The organism is Mycobacterium sp. E3251 (genome assembly GCF_001666835.1).
Taxonomy (GTDB): domain Bacteria; phylum Actinomycetota; class Actinomycetes; order Mycobacteriales; family Mycobacteriaceae; genus Mycobacterium.
In genome coordinates, this window is sequence record NZ_LZJF01000115.1 from 1 (window position 1) to 3794 (window position 3794).

Consider the following 3794-nt stretch of genomic DNA (forward strand, 5'->3'; position numbering starts at 1 on the left):
CTGCTGGCCGCCTTCAACGAACGCGGACAAGCCATCGATGCGTTGCTGCACAACATTTCCGCCTTCTCGGCCGACGTACAGGGGTTCATCAACGACAATCCGAGCCTGAACGCCGTGCTGGAGCAGTTGCATGCCATCAGTGACCTGCTCGTGGCACGCAAAGCCGACCTCGCCCAAAGTCTCACTTCTGTGGGTCAATTCGCCGCATCTCTCGGGGAATCCGTGGCGTCGGGACCGTACTTCAAGATCGTCATAGCCAACCTGCTGCCGTATTGGATTCTGCAGCCGTTCGTCGACGCCGCCTTCAAGAAGCGCGGCATCGACCCGGAGAACTTCTGGCGCAGCGCCGGGCTGCCCGAGTTCCGCTGGCCCGACCCCAACGGCACCCGGTTCCCCAACGGCGCACCACCGCCCGCGCCGCCGGTGCTCGAAGGCACACCCGATCACCCGGGACCGGCCGTCCCACCCGGAACGGCGTGTTCCTACACCCCACCACCCGACGCGCTGCCGCGGCCATGGAACCCGTTGCCGTGCACCGGTGTTGACGTCGGCCGAGAAGGCGGAAATGTTGTGCAGCAACGCATCGATGGCTTGTCCGCGTTCGTTGAAGGCGGCCAGCAGTGTGTTCGCGTTGACCAGCAACCGGTTGATCTGCTCGCTTCGGTCACCGAGCACGCTGGCTACCTGGTGGGCCTGAGCGAGCAGGTGCTTGATCTGTTCGTCGCGTTTACCGATGCTGTCGGAGAATTTGGTCAAACTGTTAAGCGTGGCGGTCAGGCGTGGGGAAGTCTGATTGATGGTCTGCGACAGGACATTCAGCGACCGCTTGATGGTGTCGAGGTCCCAGCCCGTGGCGGCCTTGGTGATGTCGAAGTTCGCGTCGTAGATCTCATAGGGGATGGTGCTTTGGCGCAGCGGTAACACGGCCCCTGGTCGCAACGTCTGGGTTCCCCGCGACTCGATTTCGAGCACCTTCCTGCCCAGGATGTTGTCGGTCTTGATGGCGAGTCGGCTCTCGGTGCCAATCCTTTTGCCGCCGACGGAAAACTTGATCAGGACATGGTTGCCGTCGATCTCGAGCGCCTGCACCTTGCCGACGTTCACGCCGGAGATGCGCACCTTGTCGTTCTTTTTGAGTTGACCGGTGTTGGCGAACTGTCCGTAGTAGCTCGGACTGGCGAACAGCATCGGGACGCTGGTGAAGGTTTGGGCGACGGCGACCACGAGCACCAGCACGGTGATGCCCATCAGCCCGACCCGGCCGCGGTTGAATTCCGTCAGTATTCTCATTGCGGCGTGCACCTACCGGTCGGTTGCTGCCAGATCCGAACCGTGCGTACCGGACCGCCGGGCTGCAGGCCGTTCCACTTGATGGTGAGGTCGCAGACGTAGTAATTGCCCCAGTCCCCATACAGGCCGGTGCTGCGGCCGATCAGATTGAGCGCGGTCGGCATCGTTTGGATCAGGTCTCCCAGCTGATCGCGCTGGTCGACCAGTGGCTGCTGAAGGGCCTGTAGGTAGTTGATCTCCTTGTGCAGCAGAGCGCGGTTGTCCGCGAGCAGGTCGGCCACCGTGCCGGCGGCGTTGCTGATATACGCGGTGGCGGCGGCCAGCGGGTCGGCGTGGTTCTTCAGGCCGGTGATCAATCGCTCGAAGTTGTCGACGGTGTGGTCGAATTCCTTGCGGTGCCGAACGGTGGTGTCCAGCACGAGATTCAGGTTGTTGATCACCTCACCGATGGCCTGATCGCGTTCGGCGATGTGCGCGGTCAGCCGCGCGGTCTGATCGAGGATGTCGTTGATCGTGCCGCCCTGGCCCTGGAACACGGTGATGATGGCCGACGCGATTGTGTTGGCTTTCTCCGGATTCAGCGCCCGAAACAGCGGCCTGAAACCACCGATCAGGGCGTCGAGATCTAGCGCCGGTGAAGTTCGAGACAGCGGAATGAAGCCGCCCGCCGGCAGGACCCGATCAGTGCCATCACCCTCGCCGCGCTTGAGCTCCAGGTAGCGATTACCGACCAGGTCGAGGTAGCGGATCTGCGCGGTCGTCGACTGGTAGAGCCGGATCGACCGGTCCACGTCGAAGTCCACCTGTACTCGCATGCTGTCGTCGAGCAGCCGCACTTTTCTGACCTTGCCGATCTCCACGCCCGCGGCACGGACGAACTGGCCGTCGCGCAGGCCGCTGACGCTACTGAACTCGGCGGTATAGCTGTCGGTGCTGTTGAAACGCATTTGACCGAACACCACCACGACCGCCAGCGTGATCAGCAGCAGCACCAGCGAGACGATGCCGAGCTTGATAGCGGTGCCGGTGACTTTCATGGGTTGATCGTGTTGTCTCCGACTTGACGGCCCCACACGTATTCGATTGCGTACGGCGAGCCGGTGTCTAAGTGGTTGTAGGGGGCGAGGCTGGCGCCGGTGTCCACCACGAGTTCCGGCGCGGGCCACAGATCGCGTGTGATGGGCTGCCAGCATCCCGGCGCACCTCCGGGCCCGCCGCGGGCGTTCACCCGGGGCAGATTGTCCGGATACACATAGGGATTCGGTGCCCCGCCGACTAGTCCGGCCAGTCCGAGGAGCCCCATGGTGGCCGCGGTGCCGGTCAAACCTGGGAGAGTCAGTAGGCCTCCCAAGCCTGATGTCAGCTCGGTCATGGTTTTCATCGCGTAGCCGTTGCCGCCGCCCGTCGCCGCGTAGGCCCTGGGTTCTTCGTCGTAGTAGTTGCGGATGGTGCAGAAGATTTCGGGGCTGTAGGTGTCGAGCAGTTGGGCGGTGGGCACCAGATCGGCCATCCCCCGCTGCAGGTAGGGCCCTCCTCGCCGGAAAACGTCCACACCGGCGTTGCCCAAGCCGCCGGCTGCCAACAGCGCGGCATCCAGGTCCGCTTCCTGCCGGTGCAGCGTGCGCGCTGTGATGACCGCGTTGTTGAGAGAGTCGAGCAGATCCGGTGCGGCGTTGGCGAAGATGTCGCCCAGGGCCGCCAGCCCTTGAATGTCGTGCCGGGTCCGCGGCATTTGCGGATTGATGTCGTCGAGGATGGCATTGCCGTTGACGATCGATTGCCCAAGCTGGTCGCCCAAGCCGGTCAATGCCTCAGCCGCCGCGGCCAGCGTCAGGTTCACCTTGACCGGATCCACCTTCTCCGCGATCGAGGTGAGCGTCTCGAACAACGTGTTGAGCTCCGTTACCACCGACCCGGCATAAATCACTTGCTTTGGGCTGATGTTCTGCGGCACAGGGTTCTTCGGCGAGGTCAACGACACGTACTTGTTGCCGAACACCGTGGTCGCTTCGATCTTTGCGTCCACATTGGCTGGGATCAGCTCGAGGTACTTCGGGTTTACGTCCAAGACGAACTTGGCCGCCGGTATGCCGTTACGCTGGATTACCGAAATACTGGCCACCCGGCCGATTTCCACGCCGTTGTAGGTGACCTTCGACCCCGGATCCATCACCAAACCGGCGCGGGGCGCCACCAGCGTCAAGGGCGTCTTCGGCGTGAACTGGCCCCGAAACTGCAACCACACGAACGTAAGCACCATCGCAGCGACAGCCGAGAACACCAGAGCCGTTGTCTTGTACGGGGGGATACGTGACGGGTTCTCCTGCACCGGGGTCGTCATGGCGGCTACCCGGTGAGGTTGAAGTTCGGGTTTTTGCCGTAGACCGCCGTCGCGGTCAGGACGACGATGATCACGATTGTCACCACCGACAGCCGCATGGATCGGCCGACCGCTTCACCGACACCGACCGGTCCGCCGGTGGCGGTGTAGCCGTAGTAGCAGT

4 protein-coding genes are annotated in these 3794 nt (G+C 63.0%); all 4 read right to left on the reverse strand.

Annotated elements, in window-relative coordinates; genetic code table 11:
* On the reverse strand, positions 1 to 1290 hold a 1290-nt coding region (locus tag A5697_RS28770), incomplete at its 3' end, for an MCE family protein (protein WP_156673295.1).
* Positions 1287 to 2327 (reverse strand): virulence factor Mce family protein, encoded by a 1041-nt coding sequence (locus A5697_RS13850; RefSeq protein WP_068010975.1) that lies wholly within the window; start codon positions 2325 to 2327, stop codon positions 1287 to 1289. The genes A5697_RS13850 and A5697_RS28770, both read right to left, overlap by 4 nt.
* Positions 2324 to 3631 carry an MCE family protein gene (locus A5697_RS13855; protein ID WP_068010977.1) on the reverse strand — a complete coding sequence of 436 codons (1308 nt, stop codon included), beginning with the start codon at positions 3629 to 3631 and terminating at the stop codon, positions 2324 to 2326. The genes A5697_RS13850 and A5697_RS13855 overlap by 4 nt, the downstream gene beginning before the upstream one ends.
* A 5-nt stretch (positions 3632 to 3636) precedes the next feature.
* Positions 3637 to 3794, reverse strand: a 158-nt coding sequence (locus A5697_RS13860) for an ABC transporter permease (RefSeq protein ID WP_197500996.1), incomplete at its 5' end; no start/stop codon positions are given.